Origin of the sequence: Shewanella sp. LC6, assembly GCF_006385735.2 — a bacterium.
Lineage (GTDB): Bacteria > Pseudomonadota > Gammaproteobacteria > Enterobacterales > Shewanellaceae > Shewanella > Shewanella xiamenensis.
The window spans coordinates 2659206-2684565 of record NZ_CP043902.1 but is presented as its reverse complement, the minus strand read 5'-3'; the positions used below and the strand labels follow the sequence as shown (position 1 = coordinate 2684565).

Annotated in this window: 21 protein-coding genes; 15 read left to right on the top strand and 6 right to left on the bottom strand. The window is 44.0% G+C overall.

The features are described 5' to 3' along the window. Positions 1-256 precede the first annotated feature (256 nt). From aroA to FJD32_RS12155, 10 genes are all read left to right on the top strand, one after another. Positions 257-1537, top strand: a complete 1281-nt coding sequence (aroA, locus tag FJD32_RS12200) for a 3-phosphoshikimate 1-carboxyvinyltransferase (protein WP_055648346.1) — start codon at positions 257-259, stop codon at positions 1535-1537. Positions 1538-1720: 183 nt separating this feature from the next. Next, the gene (cmk, locus tag FJD32_RS12195) at positions 1721-2413 is read left to right on the top strand and encodes a (d)CMP kinase (protein ID WP_037418896.1); all 693 of its coding nucleotides are present in this window, start codon (positions 1721-1723) and stop codon (positions 2411-2413) included. A gap of 103 nt (positions 2414-2516) precedes the next feature. Beyond that, the gene (rpsA, locus tag FJD32_RS12190) at positions 2517-4184 is read left to right on the top strand and encodes a 30S ribosomal protein S1 (protein WP_011072381.1); all 1668 of its coding nucleotides are present in this window, start codon (positions 2517-2519) and stop codon (positions 4182-4184) included. A 72-nt stretch (positions 4185-4256) separates the two neighbouring features. Continuing rightward, positions 4257-4544: an integration host factor subunit beta gene (ihfB, locus tag FJD32_RS12185; RefSeq protein WP_037418898.1), complete on the top strand. Its 288-nt coding sequence runs from the start codon at positions 4257-4259 to the stop codon at positions 4542-4544. Positions 4545-4667: 123 nt separating this feature from the next. After that, positions 4668-4943, top strand: a complete 276-nt coding sequence (locus FJD32_RS12180; RefSeq protein ID WP_037418900.1) for a lipopolysaccharide assembly protein LapA domain-containing protein — start codon at positions 4668-4670, stop codon at positions 4941-4943. 1 nt (position 4944) lies between these two features. Beyond that, positions 4945-6105 (top strand): lipopolysaccharide assembly protein LapB, encoded by a 1161-nt coding sequence (lapB, locus tag FJD32_RS12175; RefSeq protein WP_037418905.1) that lies wholly within the window; start codon positions 4945-4947, stop codon positions 6103-6105. A gap of 42 nt (positions 6106-6147) precedes the next feature. Then, complete coding sequence (gene pyrF / locus FJD32_RS12170; protein WP_140907309.1) at positions 6148-6843, top strand: orotidine-5'-phosphate decarboxylase; 696 nt, start codon at positions 6148-6150, stop codon at positions 6841-6843. A gap of 75 nt (positions 6844-6918) precedes the next feature. Further along, the gene (locus FJD32_RS12165; RefSeq protein ID WP_140907310.1) at positions 6919-7746 is read left to right on the top strand and encodes an SDR family oxidoreductase; all 828 of its coding nucleotides are present in this window, start codon (positions 6919-6921) and stop codon (positions 7744-7746) included. Positions 7747-7790: 44 nt separating this feature from the next. Then, entirely contained in the window at positions 7791-8333 is a 543-nt protein-coding gene (locus tag FJD32_RS12160) for a DUF2058 domain-containing protein (RefSeq protein WP_140907311.1), read from the top strand. Positions 8334-8556: 223 nt separating this feature from the next. Next, on the top strand, positions 8557-10314 hold the full coding sequence (locus FJD32_RS12155) for an acyl-CoA dehydrogenase family protein (RefSeq protein ID WP_037428085.1): 1758 nt from the start codon (positions 8557-8559) through the stop codon (positions 10312-10314). A gap of 61 nt (positions 10315-10375) precedes the next feature. Here the strand turns inward: FJD32_RS12155 and dacB are convergent, their stop codons facing one another. Further along, a complete protein-coding gene (gene dacB / locus FJD32_RS12150) occupies positions 10376-11896 on the bottom strand; it encodes a D-alanyl-D-alanine carboxypeptidase/D-alanyl-D-alanine-endopeptidase (RefSeq protein ID WP_037428084.1) in 1521 nt (506 codons plus the stop codon). Between the two features lie 25 nt (positions 11897-11921). Beyond that, positions 11922-12098 carry a hypothetical protein gene (locus FJD32_RS12145; protein WP_037418920.1) on the bottom strand — a complete coding sequence of 59 codons (177 nt, stop codon included), beginning with the start codon at positions 12096-12098 and terminating at the stop codon, positions 11922-11924. 378 nt (positions 12099-12476) lie between these two features. On the opposite strand from FJD32_RS12145, the gene FJD32_RS12140 reads away from it, so the two are divergent. Together FJD32_RS12140 and pssA are read left to right on the top strand one after the other, a co-directional pair. Next, positions 12477-12809 carry a DUF1904 domain-containing protein gene (locus tag FJD32_RS12140; RefSeq protein WP_011072371.1) on the top strand — a complete coding sequence of 111 codons (333 nt, stop codon included), beginning with the start codon at positions 12477-12479 and terminating at the stop codon, positions 12807-12809. 11 nt (positions 12810-12820) lie between these two features. Further along, positions 12821-14134: a CDP-diacylglycerol--serine O-phosphatidyltransferase gene (gene pssA, locus FJD32_RS12135; protein WP_140907312.1), complete on the top strand. Its 1314-nt coding sequence runs from the start codon at positions 12821-12823 to the stop codon at positions 14132-14134. A gap of 64 nt (positions 14135-14198) precedes the next feature. Here the strand turns inward: pssA and emrD are convergent, their stop codons facing one another. Together emrD and ampC are read right to left on the bottom strand one after the other, a co-directional pair. Continuing rightward, the gene (emrD, locus tag FJD32_RS12130) at positions 14199-15443 is read right to left on the bottom strand and encodes a multidrug efflux MFS transporter EmrD (protein ID WP_088585599.1); all 1245 of its coding nucleotides are present in this window, start codon (positions 15441-15443) and stop codon (positions 14199-14201) included. 338 nt (positions 15444-15781) lie between these two features. Further along, on the bottom strand, positions 15782-16912 hold the full coding sequence (ampC, locus tag FJD32_RS12125) for a class C beta-lactamase (RefSeq protein ID WP_240200018.1): 1131 nt from the start codon (positions 16910-16912) through the stop codon (positions 15782-15784). A gap of 861 nt (positions 16913-17773) precedes the next feature. On the opposite strand from ampC, the gene FJD32_RS12120 reads away from it, so the two are divergent. Next, the gene (locus FJD32_RS12120) at positions 17774-19540 is read left to right on the top strand and encodes an AAA family ATPase (protein WP_140907313.1); all 1767 of its coding nucleotides are present in this window, start codon (positions 17774-17776) and stop codon (positions 19538-19540) included. 527 nt (positions 19541-20067) lie between these two features. Continuing rightward, positions 20068-20829 (top strand): DTW domain-containing protein, encoded by a 762-nt coding sequence (locus FJD32_RS12115; protein ID WP_140907314.1) that lies wholly within the window; start codon positions 20068-20070, stop codon positions 20827-20829. A 63-nt stretch (positions 20830-20892) separates the two neighbouring features. Here FJD32_RS12115 and FJD32_RS12110 read toward each other — a convergent pair whose 3' ends face one another. Together FJD32_RS12110 and FJD32_RS12105 are read right to left on the bottom strand one after the other, a co-directional pair. Then, entirely contained in the window at positions 20893-22950 is a 2058-nt protein-coding gene (locus tag FJD32_RS12110; protein ID WP_140907315.1) for a PhoX family phosphatase, read from the bottom strand. Positions 22951-23126: 176 nt separating this feature from the next. Beyond that, complete coding sequence (locus tag FJD32_RS12105; protein WP_052184068.1) at positions 23127-24230, bottom strand: tyrosine-type recombinase/integrase; 1104 nt, start codon at positions 24228-24230, stop codon at positions 23127-23129. Between the two features lie 593 nt (positions 24231-24823). On the opposite strand from FJD32_RS12105, the gene FJD32_RS12100 reads away from it, so the two are divergent. Continuing rightward, positions 24824-25324 (top strand): hypothetical protein, encoded by a 501-nt coding sequence (locus FJD32_RS12100; RefSeq protein ID WP_037418942.1) that lies wholly within the window; start codon positions 24824-24826, stop codon positions 25322-25324. Positions 25325-25360 lie beyond the last annotated feature (36 nt).

Here is a 25360-nt window from a genome sequence, read left to right as displayed (position 1 = left end):
CACCCATTATATTTAGTATTTTTGTTATTTTTAGGCTGACTTGAGTAAATTTCCGGTTTCAAAAGCCATTTTTTAGTAAAAAACGGTTGAATCCTGCGTCACTATCGGTAATTTTATAACGACGAAGCACCAACAAGGTCCCCAATCTCCTTTTATTAGTAACGTAAACTTGACGTCCTGTAGCGTGAAGTTGCCATTAGCCTATTCAGTTCGCGTGATGACATCAATCACGCCCAAAGAGAAAGAAGATTTATTCATGAAGCAATTACGTCTTGAACCTGTTGTGCAAGTCCGCGGTGAGATCAATATTCCCGGCTCAAAAAGTATTTCAAACCGCGCTTTATTATTGGCGACCTTAGCCAAAGGTACCACCACGCTCACCAATCTGCTCGACTCCGATGATATTCGCCACATGTTGGCGTCTTTAAAGCAGTTAGGGGTTGAATACCGTCTATCGCAAAACAACACTGTCTGTGAACTCATAGGGTTAGGTGGGACGATTTCGGCAGACAGCGCGCAAACGCTGTTTTTAGGTAATGCGGGCACGGCAATGCGGCCATTGTGTGCTGCGCTGACCTTGGGGCGAGGCGAATTTACCTTAACCGGCGAGCCGCGCATGGAAGAGCGTCCTATCGGTGACTTAGTCGATGCCTTAAGGCAACTTGGTGCCAATGTTGTGTATTTAAAAAATGACGGTTTCCCGCCTCTAACCATTAATGCGACAGGTCTTAATGGTGGCGATGTGGAAATTGCCGGCGATCTGTCTAGCCAATTCTTAACGGCGTTGTTAATGGTTGCGCCCCTTGCGAAAGGTAGCGTGAATATTCATGTTAAGGGAGAACTGGTTTCTAAGCCTTATATCGACATCACCTTAGCGCTGATGGCGCAGTTCGGGGTTAAGGTCATCAATCATGATTACGCACGCTTTGAGATCCCCGCCGGGCAGCAGTATGTGTCACCGGGTAAAGTGTTAGTAGAAGGGGATGCCTCTTCCGCATCTTACTTTTTAGCGGCGGGTGCCATCAAAGGCGGTGAGGTGAAAGTCACTGGTGTTGGCCGTTTAAGCATTCAAGGCGATGTGAAATTTGCCGATGTGCTGGAAAAAATGGGCGCTGATATTGAGTGGGGCGATGATTATATTATTGCCCGTGGCGCGCCGTTAACTGCGGTTGATTTAGACATGAATCATATTCCCGATGCGGCGATGACCATTGCTACCGCCGCCTTGTTTGCTAAGGGCACGACTACCATTCGTAACATTTATAACTGGCGCATTAAAGAGACCGACCGTTTGGCGGCGATGGCAACTGAGCTGCGTAAAGTCGGCGCGTTAGTCGAAGAGGGACATGATTATATTCAAATCACGCCGCCAGCTGTGCTGAATACCGCAGAGATTGACACTTATAACGATCACCGCATGGCCATGTGCTTCTCCATGCTGGCCTTTGCCGATTGCGGGATCACTATTAATGATCCTGACTGCACCTCGAAAACCTTCCCTGACTATTTTGCTCAATTTGCCAGTCTGAAGGCCTAACGTTTTCAGCTAACAGATTGACTTCTGACCATATCAAACAAAAGAAGCCGCATTTGAGCGGCTTCTAAACTTCATAAAAAATCCACGGATTTTATTTGTATATTATTGTACAATGCGGCGCGCTCATTTTCGGGGCTCTACTTATGAACTCACGGATGATGATTATTTTTTGCGGAGGAATGTATGTCTGAACGGGCTCCTGTAGTTACAATCGACGGCCCAAGTGGTGCTGGTAAAGGGACAATTAGCCAATTATTGGCTAAGCATCTAGGTTGGCAACTGCTTGATAGTGGTGCAATTTATCGAGTACTTGCACTAGCTGCCATTCATCACGACGTAGAATTGGAAAATGAAGAGTCCATCACCTTGCTAGCTTCACACCTCGATGTGAAATTTTTAACGGGCAATGAGAAAGACCCCGTTCAAGTGATCTTAGAAGGTGAAGACGTCACCACAGCGATACGTACCCAAGAATGTTCAAATGCTGCCTCTAAAGTGGCGGCGTTTCCCCGTGTTAGGGAAGCCTTATTGCGTCGCCAACGAGCCTTTAGAACGGCACCGGGATTGATCGCCGATGGCCGCGATATGGGGACGGTAGTTTTCCCAACAGCATCGGCTAAATTATATTTAACGGCATCTGCACAAGAGCGGGCTCAAAGACGCTATAATCAGTTGCAGGACAAGGGCTTCGATGTTAATATCGAGCGCCTTTTAGCTGAAATTATCGAACGTGATGACCGCGATATGAATCGTCCTGTGGCACCATTGGTCCCAGCCGAGGATGCGCTCGTTATCGATACAAGCGATAAAGGTATTGATGAAGTACTGGAGCTTGCGCTCAACTTTATCAAGCAAAAATTATCCAGCACTAACTAAAATTATTGCTCGGGTAGGTATTCGTATTAAGGATGATACGGATAATTTGACTGACTCCACGTCTAGGATTGACTGTGGTTTATTACATTAAAGTAACTTAAACATGACTGAATCTTTTGCTGATCTATTTGAACAATCCCTTCAAACTCTGGAATTCCGTCCAGGCTCTATCGTTCGTGGTACTGTAGTTGCTATCGAAAACGGTATGGTTCTGGTTGATGCAGGTCTGAAGTCTGAAAGCCCAATCCCAGCTGAACAATTCAAAAACGCTCAAGGTGTTTTAGAAATCGCTGTTGGTGATGAAGTTGACGTAGCTCTTGACTCTGTTGAAGACGGCTTCGGTGAGACTCAACTGTCTCGCGAAAAAGCGAAACGTCACGAAGCTTGGATCGTTCTGGAAAAAGCTTACGAAGATGCTGAAACTGTAATCGGTATCATCAATGGTAAAGTGAAAGGCGGTTTCACTGTTGAATTAAACGGTATCCGTGCCTTCTTACCAGGTTCTCTAGTTGACGTGCGCCCAGTTCGCGACACCGCTCACTTAGAGTACAAAGAATTAGAATTCAAAGTTATCAAACTAGACCAGAAGCGTAACAACGTTGTTGTTTCTCGTCGTGCAGTTATCGAATCAGAAAGCAGCGCTGAGCGTGATGCACTGTTAGAAAACCTGCAAGAAGGTCAAGCAGTTAAAGGTATCGTTAAGAACCTGACTGACTACGGTGCATTCGTAGATTTAGGTGGCGTTGACGGTCTGTTACATATCACTGATATGGCATGGAAACGCGTTAAGCACCCATCTGAAATCGTCAACGTTGGTGACGAAATCAACGTTAAAGTACTGAAGTACGATCGTGAGCGCACTCGTGTGTCTCTAGGTCTGAAACAACTTGGCGAAGATCCATGGTTAGAAATCAGCAAGCGCTACCCAGAAAACACTAAGTTAACTGGTCGCGTAACTAACCTGACTGACTACGGTTGTTTCGTTGAAATCGAAGAAGGCGTTGAAGGTTTAGTTCACGTTTCTGAAATGGATTGGACTAACAAGAACATCCACCCATCTAAAGTGGTTAACTTAGGTGATGAAGTTGAAGTTCTGGTTCTGGACATCGATGAAGAGCGTCGTCGTATTTCTCTAGGTCTGAAGCAATGTAAGACCAACCCATGGGATGACTTCGCAACTCGTTACAACAAAGGCGACAAGGTTTCTGGTAAGATCAAGTCAATCACTGACTTCGGTATCTTCATCGGTCTTGACGGCGGTATCGATGGTTTAGTTCACTTGTCTGACATTTCTTGGAACGGCACTGGTGAAGACGCAGTATCTGAGTACAAGAAAGGCGACGAAATCCACGCAGTGGTTCTGTCTGTTGACCCAGAGCGTGAGCGTATCAGCTTAGGTGTTAAACAAACTGAAGACGACCCATTCAACGCTTACTTAGCTGACAAGAAGAAAGGTACTATCGTACACGGTACTGTTTCTGCTGTTGATGCTAAAGGTGTGACTGTTGAACTGGCTGACACTGTTGAAGGTTACATCCGTGTAGCTGACATCAGCCGTGAGCGCATCGAAGATGCATCTACTGTTTACTCAGTAGGTGACGCAATCGAAGCTAAGTTCATGGGTGTTGACCGTAAGAACCGTTCTATCAGCCTGTCAATCAAAGCGAAAGACGAAGCTGAAGAAAAAGAAGTAATGGCGACCTTGAATAAACAAGAAGACGCTGTTATTAGTAATGCAATGGCTGAAGCGTTTAAAGCAGCTCGCAAATAATCGCCTGTTGTATGGGGAGATTTTCTCCCCATTAGGTGACTGTGTTTGGCTTGATAATAGGGGATAGCTAGGATGACAAAATCCGAACTGATCGAAAAACTCGCCACCAGGCAGTCGCAGCTGTCGGCGAAAGAGGTAGAAGGCGCAATCAAAGAGATGTTGGAGCAAATGGCATCAACATTAGAAAGCGGTGATCGTATTGAGATCCGTGGCTTTGGTAGTTTCTCGCTTCATTATCGTGCGCCGCGTACTGGCCGCAATCCAAAGACGGGTTCATCCGTCGAATTGGAAGGCAAATACGTCCCGCACTTTAAGCCAGGCAAAGAACTGCGCGAACGCGTTGACGCTGTCAATGTTTAATTGACCGCATTGCAAAAAGCCTCCGCAAGGGGGCTTTTTTATATCTAATGTAAGGCAAAGCTGGTCAGCTCAGTAAATTTCTTGGATAATCAGAAAATTGAAAGGCGTTTAAGGGAGTGCGACGTGAAATCTTTTGTAGCGACAGTCCTAGTGGCACTGTTATTTATAGTGGCTTTGATTTTTGGCGCACGTAATGAACAAGTCGTGACAATCAGCTACTTTGTGGCACAAGGGGAGTACCGTTTACCCGTTGTGTTAGCGATTGTTTTCTTTGCAGGCTTTATGCTTAGTTGGCTGGTAGCGAGCTATTATATTGTTAAACTTAAATTGGCTTTAGCGGCAACGAAAAAGAAATTAACGGTTCAAACTGCTAAAAAACCTCAAGGTGTAGACGCCTAATATGCTTGAGATCCTCTTCCTGTTGCTTCCTATTGCTGCCGGTTACGGTTGGTATATGGGGCGGCGGAGCATAAGGCAAAATCAGAGCAATCAGCGTAAACAATTAAGTCGTGATTATTTCACCGGCTTAAATTACTTATTGTCTAACGAGTCGGACAAAGCGGTCGACTTGTTCATCAGTATGCTCGATGTAGACGATGAAACCATCGACACCCATCTCTCCCTCGGTTCCTTATTCCGTAAGCGTGGAGAGGTTGACCGCTCGATTCGTATCCATCAAAACTTAATTGCCCGTCCCACGCTCACCAATGAGCAGCGCGATATCGCCATGATGGAGCTGGGCAAAGACTATCTTGCCGCGGGATTTTACGACCGTGCTGAAGAAATTTTTCTGAATTTGGTGAGTCAAGATGACCACAGTGAAGAGTCTGAAACTCAGCTGATTGCGATTTACCAAGTGATAAAGGAATGGCAAAAAGCCATCGATATCACCAAACGTTTAAGCCGTAAACGTCAACTCGTACTCAAACCGATAACTGCCCATTTTTATTGCCAACTTGCCGATGAAACCAGTGATGATGCTGAGAAGGTCAAGCTACTGCAACAAGCCTTAAAACAAGATCCCAAATGTGGCCGAGCCTTATTGACTCTTGCCAAGAAATTTCTCGATGCGAAGGATTACAGTCAGTGTAAATCCATGCTGATAGCATTAAAAAAGGCCGATATTGAGCTTTTTGCTGATGCCCTGCCGACGGCTAAAGAAGTATATCGCGATACTCAAGATAAAGAGGGCTATCAAGAGTTATTAGCTGGCGCTATGGCTGAAGGTGCTGGCGCATCCGTAGTGGTGGCGCTTGCCCAACATATGATAAGCCTTGATGAGATTAAAGCTGCTGAAAACATGGTGCTCGATGCGCTTTATCGCCATCCGACCATGAAGGGTTTTCAGCACTTAATGCAAATGCATCTACGCCAAGCAGAAGAAGGGCAAGCTAAACAAAGTTTGACAATGCTTGAGCAACTTGTTGAACAACAAATTAAATTCCGGCCAAGCTACCGCTGTAAAGAATGTGGTTTCCCATCCCATACACTATATTGGCATTGTCCTTCTTGCAAAAAGTGGGGCACCATTAAACGGATCAGAGGTTTGGACGGTGAATAACTTTTTAAAATATCTAGTTAGTGTAACCCTGTTGGAGAGATGATGACGACTAAACCTATCCTCGTAGCGCTTGATTACGATAATAAAAACCACGCTTTACAATTGATAGATCAACTCGATCCCAACATGTGTCGCCTGAAAGTTGGCAAAGAAATGTTTACCCTATTCGGCCCGCAATTGGTTAAAGATATCCATGACCGTGGCTTCGATCTTTTCCTCGACTTAAAATTTCACGATATCCCTAATACGGTTGCTAAAGCGGTTACTGCTGCAGCGGAACTTGGTGTGTGGATGACGAATGTCCATGCTAGTGGCGGCTTAGCGATGATGGAAGCGGCGAAAAAGGCTTTGCAGCCTTACGGTAAAGAGGCGCCAATGCTGATTGCTGTGACGGTATTAACCTCTATGAGCGATGACGATCTGAAGCTCATCGGCATTGATGTGCCAGCATTTGAGCATGTTCAGCGTTTAGCTAAATTGACTAAACAGGCCGGACTTGATGGTGTTGTCTGTTCAGCCCAAGAAGCGAGTGTGCTTAAATCTTTATTAGGCCAAGACTTTAAACTTATTACACCTGGTATTCGTCCTGTGGGTAGTGAGGTTGGCGACCAACACCGTGTGATGACGCCGCCTGAGGCGCTTGCTGCCGGTTCTGATTATTTAGTGATTGGTCGTCCGATCACTAAGGCGACAGATCCTCTGGCTACGCTGCAGGCGATTCACCAATCTTTGCTTTAGTATACTGAACAGTACACTATTTAGCTGTTAAGGTTTGTATTCGCGACAAACTTTAACCGTTCACGGAGAACGTCCATGCTCAATACTACGATGTTTCATTATCAGGGTAAGAATGTTGTCGTTGTCGGTGGTACCAGTGGCATAAACCTCGCAATTGCCATTGCGTTTGCCCATGCGGGAGCCAATGTGGCGGTGGCGAGTCGCAGCAAAGATAAAGTCGATGCTGCGGTGTTACTGCTCAAACAGGCGAATCCAGATGGGATCCATCTTGGGGTGAGTTTTGATGTCAGGGATTTAGCCGCAGTAGAACTGGGCTTTGAAACCATCGCCTCAGAATTTGGTTTTATTGATGTATTGGTGAGCGGCGCTGCGGGCAATTTCCCTGCAACTGCCGCTAAGCTTTCGGCGAATGGTTTTAAAGCCGTAATGGATATTGATTTATTGGGCAGTTTCCAAGTACTGAAAACAGCTTATCCTTTACTGCGTCGCCCACAGGGGAATATTATTCAAATTTCTGCGCCACAGGCATCGATTGCGATGCCAATGCAGGCCCATGTTTGTGCGGCAAAAGCGGGGGTTGACATGCTGACGCGAACCTTAGCTATTGAATGGGGCTGTGAAGGCATTCGAATTAACTCCATTATTCCAGGCCCGATTACAGGCACCGAAGGCTTTAATCGTTTAGCGCCGAGCGCTGCACTACAGCAACAAGTGGCACAATCGGTACCGTTAAAACGTAATGGGGAAGGGCAAGATATTGCCAACGCAGCGTTATTTTTAGGCTCTGAGCTGGCATCCTATATCACGGGTGTTGTCCTTCCCGTCGATGGAGGTTGGTCACTGGGCGGTGCCAGTATCGCGATGACTGCCTTAGGTGAATTAGCAGCAAAGAGCAGTAACTAAATAGTTATAACTCATTTATTTAATAGAAAATCGGGTGAAAATCCATGGCGAATGCATTACAAGAGCAGCTACTGAAAGCTGGACTTGCCAGTAAACAAAAAGTGCGTGATGTAAAAACGCAAAAGCGTCGCGATAAAAAGGCGCGGGTTGACGATGGCTCAAGCGCGTTAAAACTTGAGATTGCCGAGCAAAAACGCTTACAAGCTGAAAAAGACAAAGCCCTCAATGAACAACGCTTTGCAGAGGCAACGGCCCGAGGACAAGTGCGAGGATTAGTGAGTGAATTCACGCAATTTGCTATCAAGATCCCAAGTCATGCCGAGATCAAATTCAACTATACGCTCGACAATAAAATTTACTCTGTCTATATCGATGAGAAAATTCAATCCGAATTGCTTAAAGGCCAATTAGGGATTGTTCGATACGAAGATAAGAGCTACCTCGTCTCCCACAAGCTTGCCGAACGTGTGAATCTATTGGTGCCACAATGGTGCGGCTATTTGTGGCAACAGGATGCGGGTAAGGCCGTAGAAGTCGAAGATGACCCTTATGCTGATTATGCGATCCCTGACGATTTAATGTGGTAATCAATACGTTAATCGTGAGCTAAGCCGACGACAACCAAGTTTACTTCTCGCTACACTATAACCCTTAAGGTAACTTAAGGGTTTTTTATTGCCCGTTCTTCACTCTGTTATGTTGCGTAGATTAGTGCTTAGCATCAAAGTGAATTTGTAATGAGATTGTTTTCTGTATAGAACTGGTATAAATTAAAACAACTGTTTAAATCCTACGTTTAAGAGTCTCCCAATGAATCCTTACCAAGCCCCGTTAGCAGATATGCGTTTCTTACTGGAACAGGTTTTTGATGCCCCAAATACGTGGTCACAATTACCTGAGATTGCAGAAATGGTTGATATGGATACGGCCAATGCAATCCTTGAAGAAGCGGCAAAAATCAGTGCTGAATTAATCCATCCGCTAAACCGTGCTGGTGATGAGCAAGGCGTTTTACACCAAGATAATGGTGTGATTACCCCTGAGGGGTATAAAGCCGTATATAAGCAATATTCTGAAGGTGGTTGGGTAGGCCTATGTGGTGAGCCTGAGTTTGGTGGTATGGGCATGCCCAAAATGCTTGGTGTATTAGTGGATGAAATGGCCTACAGTGCCTGCAACGCGTTTACACTTTATGGCTCATTAACCGCGGGAGCTGCTTTGTGTATCAATGCCCACGGTAGCGAAGCATTAAAACAAGCTTATTTACCCAAGTTATATTCTGGTGAATGGGCTGGAGCGATGGATATGACAGAGCCACAAGCTGGCTCTGATCTGCGTAATATTCGCACTCGCGCAATTCCATTGGAGGATGGCAGTTATGCGATCAGTGGCAGCAAAATTTTTATTACTGGTGGCGATCACGATCTAACTGAAAACGTCATTCACTTAGTGCTGGCAAAATTACCAGAAAGCAAAGGTATTTCACTGTTCCTCGTACCCAAAATCACGGTTAATGATGATGGCAGCTTAGGTGAGGCTAATGGTGTTAGCGTGGGGTCAATCGAGCACAAAATGGGCCTTAAAGGCTCAGCAACCTGCGTGATGAATTTTGATGAAGCAAAGGGTTATCTGATTGGCCAGCCTAATCGTGGCTTGGTTTGTATGTTCACCATGATGAACTACGAACGTTTAGCTATTGGTATTCAAGGGCTTGGCAGCGCACAAGCCGCATATCAGATGGCCGCCGATTATGCTAAAGAGCGCAATCAAGGCGTTGCAGCCGGTGGCTCACCCACGGGGAGCGATTCTGATCCTATTATCGTCCATGGCGATGTGCGCCGTATGCTACTGACAATACGCGCGATGACAGAAGCGGGACGTGCCTTATCCATATTTACCGGCAAACAGCTCGATTTGGCGAAATATGCTCAAGATGAGGTTAAAGCTAAAGCTGCCCGTTACGTGGGGTTATTAACACCCGTTGCTAAAGCGTTTTTAACTGACCGTGGTTTAGACGCGACTATCATGGCGCAGCAAGTCTTTGGTGGACATGGTTATATTCGTGAAACAGGCATTGAGCAATTGGTACGTGATACCCGCATTGCGCAAATCTATGAAGGCACAAATGGTATTCAAGCCATTGACTTCCTTGGTCGAAAAGTCACTGGCGACAACTTAGCGACGCTAAAAGAGTTTGTGGCCGAATTAAAAGCACAAATGCGTGAATTTACACAGGTCGACGGTGTAAAAGTTGCCGCCGTTTGTGCTCGTTTAGATGCTTTAGTCCATGTGGCCGAATCGATCAATGAGCAAAAACTGACTCAACCTGCGTTAATCAATGCTTGTGCAGTCGACTTTTTAGATGCCTTTGGTTACAGCTTATATGGTTTTTATTGGCTAGCCATGTTGGATAAGGTCCCTAGTGCAGAGGATAAAAACTTTGCCGAGCAAAAAGCTTACCTCGCTAAATTCTATTTTGATAAGTTATTGCCTAAGGCCGATTATCATTTAGCGCAAGTGCGTGCGGGTGATGCCAGTACTATGGCAATGCCAGCAGAATTATTCTAAGTTTGGATTGGTGAGATAAATGATGTAAAAAGCACTGATTTATCAGTGCTTTTTAGTTTTGTCAGTCAATTAATTTAACCGTGTTGAGTTCTTTAGTCGATGTTTGGTTTGTTTGTGCCTGTTGCTCAACCGTAGTTATGAGACGAGTCAAAAAGTCAGCGCTAAACGCAGGCGTGCGTTGTTTTTTCGTTTCAGGACTAATGCCATTCTCAAGAACCACAAATAAGATATCCCGCTGTGGTATTCGAATAAAACCAGCTAAATTGGCAACCCCTTGCATTGAACCTGTCTTGGCAAAAACACGGTTTTTGAGCGGTGGTTGAGTGTAACCTTGTCGATATTTTAGCGTACCGCTGACTCCCGCCTCGGGCAAACTGTCAATCAGACTGTGAAAGCGGGCATCTTGATAAATTAGTGTAAGCACATTGGCTAATTGCCTTGCGCTCAATAAGTTATAACGAGAAAGCCCTGAACCATCGACGATATTGGCGTGGGTTAAATCTACTCCCAAATCGCTAAGGATATGGCGCATGGCCGCCGCACCATTGGTAAAATTTCCTTGGGTTTTGTAATAGCGTTGTCCGACTAACTTAAACAGGCTGTCGGCGATCAGATTATCCGACTTAAGCAACATAGTCTTTAACAACTCCGGCAAAGGCGCACTACTGTGACTGGCGATAAGTTTTGCCTTTGAAGGTATTGCGTTGCCAATTTTAACTTTACCCGAGAGCGACATTTCCCCCTTGAGTGTGGCCGTTAACGTATCCATGGCGAATTTTTCAGGATCGGTTATTGCGATAGCGAGGGGAATAGCCTCACTGCCAGGATAACATCCCCGAAGGTGATATTGATTTTGCCCAAGTCGCACTAAATCGAGCTGACAAAAATCATGGCTAGCTTTGGGAGAGAATATCGCGTCACTGCTGACCTTTACCCCAAAACTAGATACCCTTAATTTGACCTCAGAGGAATGCTTGCTCGAGCTTGGAACGAATTGCCCATAAACACAGTTTTGATTGATGATGTAACTCGACACCGGCGCCGCAAAACAAATGCCGAGGTCGTCCCACACCCAGCCAGGAGCTTGTAATTGCTCTTGTTTATCACCAATAAGATAAAGATGCCCGTCAATACTGTTGATACCCTGTTTTTGTAGGTGGGCAAACAAGGCCTTAAGATCGTCTTGAGTGAGGGTAGGATCGCCACTAAAGCGCAGATAGACACTTCCCGCAATATGGCCTTGGCGAATAGGGGCATCGCTCCACAGCTCCGTCACATAACGAAAATCGGCCCCAAGGTTGGCCAATGCTGTGACGGCAGTAAGGACCTTTTGTGTGCTGGCGGGGATAAACAAGGTATCAGCTTGCTGGCTATAAAGCTGTTTACTGTTCGCCATATCCAGTGCTAGCAGCGCAATTTGCGAGTGACGTGGTGCAATATCATTAATTTGTTGACTCAAGATCGCATGTTGAATATCTGCAGTCGTAGCCCACAGCTGATGTGGTAATAGGGCTGTTGCTACTACCGTTAGCAATATGCCTGCCGAACGCTGTAAATTGAATAATGGGGAGAACGTTTCCATGTCTGTTGTATGTTTACTCTCTTAATTAGCGGTCATGACTGCCATCATCTTTTTCCATCAGACGATACAACCTTAGGGTAACAAATAAAACCAAGCCAATAAAAAGTGGCAAAATGAGTAATCCAAGTTGCGCTTTAAAATGAAAAATGCCCCACGCTAAAGCTAAAGTCAGTGCGAGGGTTAACAGGATTTTTTTATTCATAGCGTTTTGCAGTGTTGACTGGTGACGTTTTAGTTTACGCTAAAACACGTAAAACGGGCACGCTTACATTAGTAGCAACCAATATTTTGTGATTAAACTACCATTTTGGGCACCCTATGTAGATAAGCAAAATGAGCAACCGATAAAGAGTGCAAGCGTATTTGGTTAGTCGTTGAAGTCGGCATGTCTGCTCGTATATATTTAGGCTGAACCGACGTAATTTTACACTTATTATTGCCAATGACTTGTTTCAGCTCAAATTACCAGCAAAATAGGCGTTACGCCGCGCTCTTTTCATCGAAAAGTCTTGCCGAGTTGCAGTGAAGTCGGTAATTTCTACCCCTTACGATTTTAGGATCTTAGGTAACCACTAAAACCATGCCTCATATTAGTATGCGCGGCTTACCCCAGGCAGTCGTTGCAGAGCTTAGCCAAACATTACTGCAGTCTTTGGCGGCTATATGTAAAGGTAAAGCAGAGAGTTTTACATTAGATTGGATCCCCAGCATCAGTTACCGTAATGGTAGAATTGATCAGCGTTTTGTCCAAATCGAATTGCTTTGGTTTCCGGTAGACCCTGATATTCATCTTAAAGTAGAACAAACAATCAGGCTGGCAGTGACAGAAGCCTACCCAGAATTAACACAGATTGCTGTGATGTTTTTGTCACTGACCCCAAGCGCTTCCTATCGGGGTGGTCAGCATGTTTAAAGGAGGATGCCTTGCTAGATAAGCTTGGTGGAATAGCCGTTCAACCCGAGGCTTTAACGTGGTTGCTTACGCCATGCCGATTTAAGGCAGAGTTACTTACTCGCATCGAAAATGCCAAGAACAGCATCTACATCGCTGCACTCTATTTAGAAGATGATGAAGCAGGGCGGGAGATTTTACAGGCCTTGATGACGGCGAAGGCTAAAAATCCTGCGTTAGATATCAAAATTTTGGTCGATTTTCACCGTGCTAGACGTGGCTTGATTGGTCATAAGGGTGATAGCGGTAATTATTTGATGTACCGCAAAGTGATGGCTGAAGCTGAATATCCTATCGAGATTATGGGCGTACCAGTCAAATCCCGTGAATTTATGGGTGTATTACACCTTAAAGGCTTTGTAATTGATGATGCCGTGATTTATAGCGGCGCAAGTCTTAATAATATCTATCTACAGCAAAACGATAAATACCGTTTCGACCGCTACCATGTGATTGAGTCAGCAGAGCTGGCACGCAGCATGCGGGCAATGATCCAACGTTATATCATTGCCGATCCAGCAGTGACATCACTCACTCAAGATCCGCAGCAGGAAGTGTTACCGCCTAAAACCGATGTGCGCAGCTTTAAATTACGTTTGTCACAGGCACAGTACGAGTTTAACGCAACTCGAACGGGTAATCGGGTAACACCATTACTGGGCTTAGGCCGTAAACATAATTTATTGAATAAAGCGGTTATTGCGATGGTTGAGGAGTCAAAAGATAGACTCTTTATCTGCACACCTTACTTTAACCCTCCTTATATTTTGGTCCGTGCCTTAGCTAAACATCTGCGCAACGGCAAACGGATTGATATTGTCGTCGGCGATAAAACGGCGAATGACTTTTATATTCCGCCTGAGCAAGATTTTTCCACCATCGGTGCCTTGCCGTATTTATATGAACAGTCGCTGCGTAAATTTGCCAAACGTCAGCAGTGGGCGATTGATAATGGCCAGCTCAATATTCACCTGTGGAAGCATGGGATCAACAGTTACCACCTCAAAGGTATCAGTGCCGATGGGCGTAAGCATTTGATCACAGGCTCAAATCTAAACCCTAGAGCATGGGCGTTGGATTTAGAGAATGGGCTCTTGATCCACGATGAAACGGGTAGCTGGAAGGCGCAATTTGAGGCCGAGCAAGCGCATATTCTTGAGCATACACAGAGGTTATATCACTATAGCCAAGTGGATACCTTGCAAAGCTATCCCGATCCGGTGAAGAAGATTATGAATCGTATTAGAAGATTAAAAGCAGATTTTTTACTAAGACGGATCCTGTAATCGATAAGCATCAGAAAAACTAAAGCCCACATAAGTGGGCTTTGTTATTTTGATAGAGCAACCCTCAGGTTTTTTGCGGCAATAGTGTTTGATGGGTATCGTTTTGATCTCGGGCATAATGTAAGGCCACAATCACTAAAAGCACCATCAGCGCGCTCAGTAAACCGATACTTAACTGGCCTCCCATAGGTACGAGCGACATGGTTAATGCCGCCAGCCCTGCGCCAAAGTTTTGTAAACCACCGAGCAAAGCCCCCGCAATGCCCGCTTGACGCGGAAAAGGTTCTAACGCAGCCGAGGTTAATGTCGGAAATAACATGCCGGCGCCGCTGAAAAATAAAATTGAGCCTATCAACAAACTCCAGCCTACAACCAGTTGAAACAGCCCTGGGATCAACATAAACAATGCGCCAGCACCGAGCAAGGCAACACCTTGAAATACAGTGCGTTGTGCTTGTTTTTGTCTTCCTGCTACCAGTGCACCGAGTAAATAACCGGGGATAGGCGCCACAAAATAACAGCTCACCATAAAAGATGAGAGTTGCAAATATTGGCCATAGAGCACGCCCGCAATGGCTTCAAAGGCGGCAATCCCCGCAAAGGTGGCGATTAATGAAAATAGATATGCCCTAAAACTGCGGTGGCGTAGCACATGGCGATAAGAGGCTAACACTGGTTGTTGTTCTCGTTTGTCTTTTGGTAAAGACTCTTTAAAACCAAAACAAAGCAGTAACCAAACAAAGACGCCAAATCCAAATAACACCCAGTAAACGGCTTGCCAACCTAAGTAGGCTGAAGCAAGGCTCCCTAAGAAGGGCGCCACCAAGGGTAAAAACACCACCGCCATGGACACATAGCTATTAAATTTAACTAAGTTATCGCCAAAATAATGATCCCTAGGAATACTGCGGCACAGGGCGCCAGCACTGGCTGTGCCTAGGCCTTGAAGCAGACTCGCGCAAATTAACTGATTAAAGCTTGTGGCTTGTGTGGCAATTAACGCGCCGATCATAAAAATCCCAATACCAACCAACAGTGGGAGTTTTCGCCCATAGCGGTCAGATAATGGGCCATAGATAAATTGACATAAACCGTAGGCGAGCAGATAACAGGCCATGACTGCTTGTAGCTTGCTTGCATCGACGGCTAAACCTTGGGCAATCAGCGGGAGTGCTGGCACAAAAATCGTTTGGGCCATCTGTCCACAGGCCACCATAAAGACCAGCATAAAGAGCAATCGAGTGGTACTTCCTGCTGATGAAGCCGACGCTTTTGATGAGATTGAAGACGGTTTTTCGCCTGACATCATAATTCCGTAAAAAAGCACAGTTGAACAATGGCGCGCATCTTACGCCCAAAATTGAGTAGTTCAATGGCTAATCGTCTTGATTTTCAGGAATATTTTTTCATCCAACTCATAAGTTTTTCTATGCTTTTATGGCTGTAAAACTAAGCTTACATTTGGTTTTTATCTTGTTAATCAGGTTTTATAATTGATAAAGGGTGGATTCTTAAGTCAACAATATAACGCGTTTGTTAACATGGGTTTTGATCAATAACGAGATATTCGTAACAGAGAAATTGAATGGAGAGAAAATCTCTCCATTTTGGCAAGCGCGGTTTGGGCTGAAATATGATGACGCGATATTAATTTTGCAGTATTTCTAAGCCTGTTAATATCTGGTAACCCGCGGTTACCCGTGGCGGCACGGGATAATTTTTATTACTCAATAACACTAATGCCAGCTTTTTAGCTGGAATATAAGCCACATACGCAGCAAAACCACCCGTTGAGCCAGTCTTATTTATCCAGACATTTTGCTGTGGCGCTTGGGGTGGTGTAATGGCTTTCACTGGCATGCTGCCAAACACTACATCTTGAGTATGTCCAGTGAGGAGCTTATCAAGGGCAATCGGATAGGGATATTGCTCCCAAATCATCGCTTGAGTCATCATGCCGACATCAAAATAGCCCGTATGGGTGGTATCAATGGCACGTTGCAACCTTGCAGGCACCGCATGCTGCTGCATATTGGTTTCAACAAAACGGAGCAGATCTACAACCGTCGTTTTTATTCCGTAGGCCTCATCGGCTAACACACCGGGATTGAGGCGTACTGGCTGATCTTGCTTATTGTAGCCTTGGGCGTAGTCAGTCATTTTATTTGTTGGAACCATAAAATAGCTGTTTGTCATGCCAAGTTGTCGAAAGAGAGTTTGCTCTACGGCCTCAGGAAAACCTTGACCAAGCTGCTTTGCCGCGATCACACCGAGAAGACCAATGCTGGGATTGGCATAATTGCGGTGAGTACCTGCGGCATAAGCTGGTTGCCAGGCTTTTAAATAGCTTATTAACTCAGCATTATTGGTTATATTATCAGGGACCTGCATGGGCAGATTTCCCGCTGTATGGGTGGCTAAATGAATAAGATTGACCTGGTCAAAATGGCTACCGGTTAATTCAGGCAGATATTGGCTTACCTTATCTGTTAGCGTCAGTTTACCCTCAAGTTGAGCGTATGTTGCGAGGGTCGCGGTAAAGGTTTTACTGATAGAACCAATCTCAAATAGGGTATTTTCATTCACCTTTTCCCCTGTCTTTTTTGAACTGACACCATAAGAAAAGAAGTACTGTTGTCCATTGATACTTACCCCGATTGCAATCCCAGGGATCCCATATTCGTTCATTAAAGGATTAACAGTAGAATCGATAAGGGCTTCTATAGTCTGGGCATTCGGAGGGAAGCTGACGCCCCGTTGTGGCGCGGCATTTACCATTAATGGTGTCACTGCTAGCAATATTCCGCCAAAAATGATCGAGCCTACGTTGTGTGAACTTAATGGTGTAGATAACAAAGCGAAGCGGGTGAGCTTTACCGCTTGCAAGATAGACGTGGGCATATAATTCCTTGCATTTTTGTTGGGGCCTGCAAATGGCACTGATTCAACATAGATTGATGAATGAAAGATTTAGCACGATTTAAATCAGATTGGCTACAAATTTAGCCTAAGCGGTTTGATCTTCGGTGATCGTTTAGCAAAGCGTAACCAATTAGTTGGCCTATGGCAGCGTTCTTTTCGGTACGCAGCTTTTTCTACAATGTTTATGCCCCAAAGCGAGATAAGTTTGTCGTCAGGTGTGTAGGATGAATTGTCACTGTTTCCCCAGTGACACGCCGTCCTTTTATTTTACAAGAAGTATCCCTATAGGCTCGACGGCGACATCCATGTCGCCAACGGTCACTGTTGCAACAATGTCAATTTTAATGACCATTGAACTGTTCATCTGGCTAAAAAGCTAATACCCCTTTCAATGTTAGCAACATGGCATCGAGCTAACTTCAATATCAGAACCTTGCCCCAATTCTAGTAATGCTAAAGCGTTCTGGCCTTATTAATTATCAACCGTAATCACGTTAGCCTATGAGAAAGTTACAAAATATCAAGTGATTACCCATCAAACTGTATAAAAACCGCTACCCCAAAAAAGCAAATTCCTATAGCATCATTAATACCAATTGACATGGATGTGGCAGCGGCCAAGTCCAACAAGTGATTTATGCCCTGCAAACAGCGCAGCGCATAAATACTAAGACGTTACATGGCTAAATAAAAAAACCATTTAATCAAGGAGTTGATGTGCATAAAATTGATTGGATTAGAATTCGTAATTTTCGATCTTGCTCTGATGTTCGTTTGAATCTAGAGGCATATTCTCCACTAGTTGGATACAATAATGCGGGGAAATCAAACATCCTGAAAGCCATTCAGTGGTTTTTGAGACCTACAGGATTGCAAGACAAAGATTTCAATGACAGTGAAGAAAAAGTAATAATCTCTGCAAAAATCAGCGGTATCAGTAATGATTTGCTTAATTCATTAGATGGCAATCATAAATCAAGTATAGAACCGTTCATTTCAAATGAATCATTCTTTGTGAGAATGGAGCAAAGTGAACCTGGCGGAGCCAAAGGGCTACGAAAGCTATATGTTTCTGCTGGTAATGAAGTTCAGGATGAAGACTCTTGGGACTGGAGAGTTAATCCAAATGGACTTCAAGAGGCATTGCACGATCTTTTCCCAGAACCCATATTTGTTCAATCAATGGACAACGCAACAGATGATGTCTCAAAGTTTAAAACGACTTCTACAATAGGTAAGTTATTACAACTACTAAGCGCGCAAATTGAGAATGAACAACATGAACTTGTTGAAGCTCTTGAAACCATAAGTAAAAAATTGAATTTTAATGGCTCAGAGCGCCTTGAGGCACTAAACCAGTTTGATAACTTTGCAAATAACCGTGTTCAAGATTTCTTTCCTGGTGTAACTCTAAAAATTCATATTCCAACGCCATCGCTTAGTAAATTGTTTACAGACGGCACAATTAAAGTACAAGAGCCAGGCCGAGAGATGGCTGACGTGGATTCTCTAGGACATGGTGCGCAACGCTCAATTCAAATGGCGCTTATCAGGCTTCTGGCAGAAGTGCGAACGGCAACTGATTCGGGACAAACAACTTTATTGCTCATAGATGAGCCTGAGTTATATTTGCATCCGCAAGCAATTGAGCTAGTTCGAGAAGCTTTAAAATCACTCAGTAATTCCAATTATCAAATTGTCTTTTCGACGCATTCATCATTAATGGTCGAACAAGAGGATGTTCCGTATACCAACATCATTAGAAAGAGCACTGGTGAAAACACTGTTGCGTGCGAAAGAATTTCAGAAGCGATTGAAGCCGTAATTAATGGAAACATTAATCAAGCAAGAATACTTTTCGAAATTTACAATATGAATCAAATCCTATTCGCTGATAGGGTATTGATTGCAGAAGGCGCTACTGAACAGTCAGTATTGCCCGAATTATTCAAGTCATTGGATAGGCAGTTTAGTACACACAAAACTGCTTTGGTGATAGCTGACGGTTGTTCTGGGATTCATAAGATGGGAAGAATTCTTGATAGAATTGGTGTCCCATATAAGGCATTAGTTGACCTTGACTATGCGTTCACAACCGCAAGGTCAGCTAATTTACTAGCAGATGATGATGAAACATTATCTGCTGCTATATCTCTGCTTTCTGCTTCTGCTTTACAGAATAATTTCGAGTTAGAAGGTGGCGTTCTACCTAAAAAAACTGGCGGGATTAAAGCTTGTGTTGCCTATGAGCTTTTTGCTGACGAGGACTCGGCACAAGAGGTTATTTCTACTTTGCATGATAAGCTCAAAGAAAAGGGTTATTGGCTCTGGACAAAAGGCGCCATTGAGAAGCATCTTTCACTGCAAGCAAAAACAACTAACGACTGGGTGTCATTTAAGCTTTCGTTGAAAGCTCATGGTGCAGAGCAAGTGTTAGATGATCATGAAACTGTTAATAATATGGCAATCTGGGCTACAACGTAATCGCCATGTAACAAGTGGTTCCAGGTGACGCCTACGGCGCACCGGAACTAAGCGTTATATCCATAGAAATTTTAATCCGAAACTCAATAATTAGAGTTGGGAATCTAACATGCTTTTGTCCCAAAGCGTGTTTCGTATTTCTTTAAAACTTACAGATTACGCTAATGCTAAAAAGGCTAGCCATGGTGATTAGCGAGACGGCCGTCCACCACATGGACGGGGCGGTCGAGCATCCACGGATGGACTTGCTGCGTGTCGGTGAGTGAACACCATGGCAAGCCTATATTAGTGGATATCAGCCAACGAATCTAATCAGGTTGCCATAAGTTTGATAATGCTATGACTCATCTTTAGTGCATTAAATCTAACGCGCTTTAATGTCCCAAAGCGAGTTGCCTGAGTATGAGACTTTATTGCTCTTCCACAATTGCACCTTTATCGGCCAAAGGATACACTGCGCCTCCGCGACATAATGGCGTACCTTGTGTACAGCCTTTTAAAACGAGTTTGATTGAGAATTGGTTGCTATGGCTCTTGCCCCACACGCTGTACATCGCTTATATGAATATCGCAAATCCATTTCGACTAAGCCTTTTGGCGCTCGCGGCAAAAAACTCATCCGTTGTCCTTTGTGTTTATTAGGTGCGCAATTTTGTACTTGTTCGCTGCGCAGGCAGTTAACCACTCAGGCTAGCTTTCTGCTGATCATGTATAACGACGAGGTCATCAAGCCAACCAATAGTGGCCGCTTAATTGCGGATCTGATCCCTGATACCTATGCGTTTCTGTGGTCGCGCACCGAGCCAGCAGCTGAGATGCTAGCACTGTTAAGCAATGAGCATTATCAGCCGTTTTTAGTGTTTCCCGCCCAATATGCTAACCCAGGCCAAACCGTATTAAGCCAAGTCCCCATGGCTACGCTGGCGAACGGTAAGCGCCCTTTATTGATTATGCTCGATGGCAGTTGGCGAGAAGCCATTAAAATGTTTCGTAAAAGCGCTTATCTGCAAGATTTACCTATCTTGTCTTTTGATCCTAATACGTTAGCGACTTACGCACTACGTAAGGGCAGTCACGATTTTCAATTGGGGACGGCTGAAGTTGCTTCACTGGCATTGGCTGCGATGGGTGAAGAGGCAAATGGTAAAGCATTAACCGCATGGTTCGATCTGTTTGTCGAGTCATCTTTACTTGGGCGCAATCGTCGCTGCCGTGAAGATATTCTACCGATCAGCGAGTTTACCGATGCCTTTGAAGCGGCGTATCGCGCTGCGACGTTGGAGTTGTGATTTACAGAAAATCCCCTCGAGTGAGGGGATTGATGTGCTTTATCTGATGTTTTAGTCGATAAATTAAACGGCGACTTCTTTGCCATCGAGTTTACGGATCACCACAGTGGCCGCGCGAGGGCGAAGCACGACACCAGTTGGCGTGACTTCAGCAGCGTTGTTTGAATAAGGCCAGTTTCCCGGATGCTGGATGTTGGCAAATACCGAGGTATAATCAGGGCTTATAGCAAAACCTGTGACTTCACAATCGTTGGGACCTACAAAAAAGCGTTTTAACTCCATTTGGTTATTGCTCGTTAAACTCGCTTGCTTATTGGCACTATCAAGCAGCGTCGAAGGGACAATCGCCAGCATTTGATCGTTCGTTTCTTCGGCGACTTCTTTAGCACCATTATCGGTTTGTACCCATAAGATCCCGCGTTTATCAAAGGCAAGACCATCTGGGCTGGCAAACTGGTTTAGATCTGTTAAGCCAGATAAATTAGTCTCGGCATTACCATCACTTGGCGAGCCAAAGACAAAAATATCCCAGGTAAATTCAGTCTCTTTCTCAGCTTCATCCCAACGAATAATATGTCCAAAGTTATTTTTCAATCTTGGATTTGCGGGGTTTGCTTCGGTACGTTTCGAGTTATTTGTCAGTGTTAAATAGGCTGAACCTGTGAAAGGATCGACTGCGCACCACTCTGGACGATCCATCGGTGTCGCGCCCAGTAAGTCTGCTGCTCCAGCGGTATTGAGAATAATCTCAGCCAGACTTGCAAAGGTGTCACCTAAGGTTTTGCCATCAGTCGTTTGGCTAGCTAAGGTCAACGGTAGCCAAACACCAACGCCATTTTCACTAAACTTAGCCGCATATAATGTGCCTTCATTCATATATTTATCGCCAACTTCAAGGCGATTGCTGCTGTTGGCATCTTGTGGGTCCCAAGGTGCTGCCGACACGAATTTATAGAGGTACTCAAAACGCGCATCATGACCAGAATAAAATACCACGGGTTTACCTTCGCTCAACTTACCAAAAGTACAACCTTCGTGACGGAAACGCCCTAAGGCAGTGCGCTTAATTGCGCGGGATGTGGGATTGTATGGATCTATTTCGACGATATAACCATGGCCATTGGCTTCATTGCGATAATCGTCCTGCGCGCTCGTTCCCTTTGGGGTCACATCAAAGCGGCTAAATTCATCAAGGCGTTCTTCATCTTGGCCGGCAAGATCATCCCAGCCATAACGACTGGAGGTTTTACTGATCCCAATGCGAATTTGATCTGGAGTGAGAGAGCCACGGTTAACAAAATATTCAGGCCAATTTTCCTCACATGTGAGGTAAGTGCCCCAAGGGGTATAACCATTACCACAGTTATTTAAAGTACCACGAGCTTGGCTACCATCGGGGGAGTATCGGGTTTCAAGCAGTGAAGAATAAGCTAGAGGACCGGCGATATCCATTACTGTCGCGCCGGTAAAACGGCGATTATGGCGATCGTTATAAATTACTTCCCATTGATTATTCGTCAATTTGATTCTAACCACTGACACTCCATGGGCATTAATTTCCTTGCGAACTTCATCGACAATGGTTCGTAATCCCGTTGTTGCATCGACCGTTGGACCATTGGGATGTAGGGCTATTTCATCAATATATTCATGGTTAATACACAATAAACCATCATCACCAGCGTCATTCAATGGGAAAAAATGCATTCCGTCATGGTGCATACCGACAGCGTTGGCTTGGTCATCTGCGGTATTACTGCCATCCGCTTTCCAAGGTGCAGCTTTAGAATTTAATGGTGTCCCCCAAGGTGCAAGGACTTGGGCGGTATACCCCTCAGGTACGACTACAGCATCTAAACGTGCGCCTTTGACTGAGGTAAAATTAAGCTTAGCGCTACTTTTGCTAGGTGGTAATGGTGGCACGGGATCAACTGGGGTGGGGGAGGAGGAATTGTCAGAACCACATCCCGTCAATCCTATACCTGCAAAGGCGGTCATGGCCCCTAGACCTAATCCACTTTTGACAAAATTACGACGAGATAAATGTTTATCCAACACTTGGTTAAAAGGTTCGTTATTACTTTTATTATAGCGTGTAGGATCAAAGGTAGCCTTGCTCATATTTTACTCCAGCTAGTACGGATAATTAATTTCGTGACTTAGCCTAAAGTACTTATATGACACCAAAACGGCATTTATATTACAGGAATACTGCAATGACTAACCATAAACATTTGCAAGACTTAACTTAAAAATATCTTAAATACAGTATTGTGAATTATGGACTAATAAAATGGTTAATCTTCTTTCGGTTTTAGATAATGGCGCAATGAACGCGGATCCGTATGACCAGTTCGTGCCATGATATATAGTGTATCCTTATTGTTTTCATGTAGTTGTGTTACGCATCCGCTGCGTAAACTATGTGCGCCGTAGTATTGAGCGGGTAATCCTGCTTTTACGCAATATTGTTTGATAATTCGATAAATATCGTCTCCATTTAAGAATCCACTATTTCGGTTAAATGTGGTATTGGACTTGTTATTATCTTTCACTTGATAAGGTCTTAAGGTTTTTCCATCACGAGAGATAGAGCGAAATAAATGCCCATCATTAATCTGACTTTCATGTAACCATGCTTTTACTGCATGATAAGCGGCGAAAGGTTCAGAATCAGGTAAATTTTTCCATTCTCTTAATCCTTGCTGATTACTTTTAGAAAATGGCAGGCGTACTTTTAATTTATCCCGCATAAAACTTAAATATTGCACCTTCAAATTCGCCAACTCAGAACGGCGAAATCCTCCTTGTAAACCGAGTTGAATAATAGCCTTATCCCTTGAACGCAGCAGAGGATGAGGTTGTTGCTCAACAGCTTGGAGCAGTAACTCTACTTCATCGTACATTATCGGTTGTTGATCATAATCTTGCACTCGGCGATTGTGATTACGACTCAAACCGCGCATGACTCGGAGCACCAGCGGGTGCTCCGTGGGTGACGGAAAACCCGCTTGTATGTGATAGTAACGAATCGCGGCTAACCGAGTGGTTAAGGTTTGCTTGGAAAGCTGCATCCCAGTGTCGGCCATTAACAATTCTTTTTGATGACCAATAAAAGAAATAACGCTTCTGGGATCAGTCGGTAATGATTGTAATCTGTGTTCTAAGCAATATTGTGCAAATAGACTGAAGCTCGTTTGGTATACACGGCGAGTATTGCTGGATATTTCAAATTCAGTTTCGGCTGCTGCATTATAAAAGTCATTATGCACAGATTGGGGAAGTGCACTTTCTTCAAAAAATGCATTATCAGCTTGTGTAAGTTTTTTTGTTAAATGAGTGTTTACCCCTACGGGTTGCTGATTAACATCTATTGGATAAAATCGATTCGTTTTTGACATTAGAGCGATTTTCACTGCCGATAAAACTGGCGCAATTATACGTAAATCTTTGCTATTACTACCAGTGATAATCGTCATTATCACTGGTAGTCGAGCTATATGAGGTTAAAATGAACAAATAGGTTATAAATAAAACAGTTTAGAGAGGGCTAGGGCAAAATAGAGTGAAATTTATTTTTATATGAAAATTCAACCATCATTTACTGTGATTCACATTATTGCTTAAATATTATTCCATAAATGGTGTTGAACTTAGTGTTGGCGATAAAACACTCTATTTGATATTTAATGCTTGCCATAAAGTAGTAAGGATTAATTAAAATATTTAAATATGGTTACACCATTTTATTGATGATTAATGTTGACTAAATTTAAGACAGAATGATTGTTGGTGCTGAGCTGGTTAAAATTTAGTCTTGTAAAAACATAATATTAGCCATGATTACCAAGATGAACCTCAGCCTTAACCGTACAGCTTTTAAGCGAGAAGAAGGTTATAGCAAAAACGGTCGATAAAATGGTGTAACCATTCTTTTATTTTATGGTGTTTGTCGTTATCATGGGCTTATCCGTTAACAACAGGTTTTGCATAAATGACGACAGCCTATTTTTGGGAATATCATCAAGAAGCACCAACCTCGGGGCGAAAATTACGGTTATTGGATAAAGCAGAATTAGTATTTGCCTTACCGTTAATTTATCGTATGGTTCATCCTGATGTGGTTGGGGAAAAGGCAGGATGGTTTAACTTATTGATGCATTCACCTGCAAGTTATACTGAGTTAATCGCTAACATAAATATACTGGTTCAATTACGTAAGAAAAATCAAACTGTAGATGTTCAATTACAGCAAGTGAATCGAATGCTGAATCAATATTTTAGTGATTTAGGATGGCGCATGGTTCGCAAAGAACTTTCCCAGATAAAAAAGCGTCAGAAAAAGTCCCACATCGAAGTTAGCAAGGATATTATCTTACGCTTAAAGCGTTATATGGAACTTGAGCGTTTAGATAGTTTTGATCAAGCACTTGATACGTTATTATCTGAACATGCCGCTACTGTTTCTGCCGCAAATGAAGAAGAAACCTTTTAAATAATGTTCATATCAACCAACGGCTATGTTTACCAT

Bases quoted from the DNA above. Each gene is read 5' to 3' on its own strand.
- aroA (WP_055648346.1), top strand. From the start codon at position 257: ATGAAGCAATTACGTCTTGAACCTGTTGTGCAAGTCCGCGGTGAGATC.
- cmk (WP_037418896.1), top strand. From the start codon at position 1,721: ATGTCTGAACGGGCTCCTGTAGTTACAATCGACGGCCCAAGTGGTGCT.
- rpsA (WP_011072381.1), top strand. From the start codon at position 2,517: ATGACTGAATCTTTTGCTGATCTATTTGAACAATCCCTTCAAACTCTG.
- ihfB (WP_037418898.1), top strand. From the start codon at position 4,257: ATGACAAAATCCGAACTGATCGAAAAACTCGCCACCAGGCAGTCGCAG.
- lapB (WP_037418905.1), top strand. From the start codon at position 4,945: ATGCTTGAGATCCTCTTCCTGTTGCTTCCTATTGCTGCCGGTTACGGT.
- pyrF (WP_140907309.1), top strand. From the start codon at position 6,148: ATGACGACTAAACCTATCCTCGTAGCGCTTGATTACGATAATAAAAAC.
- FJD32_RS12165 (WP_140907310.1), top strand. From the start codon at position 6,919: ATGCTCAATACTACGATGTTTCATTATCAGGGTAAGAATGTTGTCGTT.
- FJD32_RS12160 (WP_140907311.1), top strand. From the start codon at position 7,791: ATGGCGAATGCATTACAAGAGCAGCTACTGAAAGCTGGACTTGCCAGT.
- FJD32_RS12155 (WP_037428085.1), top strand. From the start codon at position 8,557: ATGAATCCTTACCAAGCCCCGTTAGCAGATATGCGTTTCTTACTGGAA.
- dacB (WP_037428084.1), bottom strand. From the start codon at position 11,896: ATGGAAACGTTCTCCCCATTATTCAATTTACAGCGTTCGGCAGGCATA.
- FJD32_RS12145 (WP_037418920.1), bottom strand. From the start codon at position 12,098: ATGAATAAAAAAATCCTGTTAACCCTCGCACTGACTTTAGCTTTAGCG.
- FJD32_RS12140 (WP_011072371.1), top strand. From the start codon at position 12,477: ATGCCTCATATTAGTATGCGCGGCTTACCCCAGGCAGTCGTTGCAGAG.
- emrD (WP_088585599.1), bottom strand. From the start codon at position 15,443: ATGATGTCAGGCGAAAAACCGTCTTCAATCTCATCAAAAGCGTCGGCT.
- ampC (WP_240200018.1), bottom strand. From the start codon at position 16,912: ATGGTAAATGCCGCGCCACAACGGGGCGTCAGCTTCCCTCCGAATGCC.
- FJD32_RS12115 (WP_140907314.1), top strand. From the start codon at position 20,068: ATGGCTCTTGCCCCACACGCTGTACATCGCTTATATGAATATCGCAAA.
- FJD32_RS12110 (WP_140907315.1), bottom strand. From the start codon at position 22,950: ATGAGCAAGGCTACCTTTGATCCTACACGCTATAATAAAAGTAATAAC.
- FJD32_RS12105 (WP_052184068.1), bottom strand. From the start codon at position 24,230: ATGTCAAAAACGAATCGATTTTATCCAATAGATGTTAATCAGCAACCC.
- FJD32_RS12100 (WP_037418942.1), top strand. From the start codon at position 24,824: ATGACGACAGCCTATTTTTGGGAATATCATCAAGAAGCACCAACCTCG.